This is a genomic window from Membranihabitans maritimus, from assembly GCF_021729145.1.
Lineage (GTDB): Bacteria > Bacteroidota > Bacteroidia > Chitinophagales > Saprospiraceae > Membranihabitans > Membranihabitans maritimus.
Map to the genome: position 1 here is coordinate 1 of NZ_JAJSLW010000104.1, position 276 is coordinate 276.

1 protein-coding gene is annotated in these 276 nt (G+C 47.5%); it reads left to right on the plus strand.

The window, feature by feature from the left end; all coding sequences use genetic code 11:
- Positions 1 to 276 (plus strand): hypothetical protein (locus LVD47_RS23495; RefSeq protein WP_236981166.1); only part of this gene is annotated, 276 nt, incomplete at both ends.

Genomic DNA, 276 nt, shown 5'->3' on the forward strand with positions numbered 1-276 from the left:
GTACCGTCACCGGAAGATCACGAGCCATTGGTGATTATCCCGTGTAGTACAATCAATACACGGAGTAGTTCAACCCCGTATTCCGTGAAGGCACAGCCGGATTGGGTAGAGGTGATCCATTGCAATGAAGCCAGTGATACATCGGAGATTATTTATCGTACGTGGGAGGTATTCAATAAAGGGGGTGAATTGTTTACGCTGACGGATACGATTGTGGTATTGCGATTGCCAATGATGACGGCGGAGTCGTTTGTAGGGTATATGGAAGATACGGTG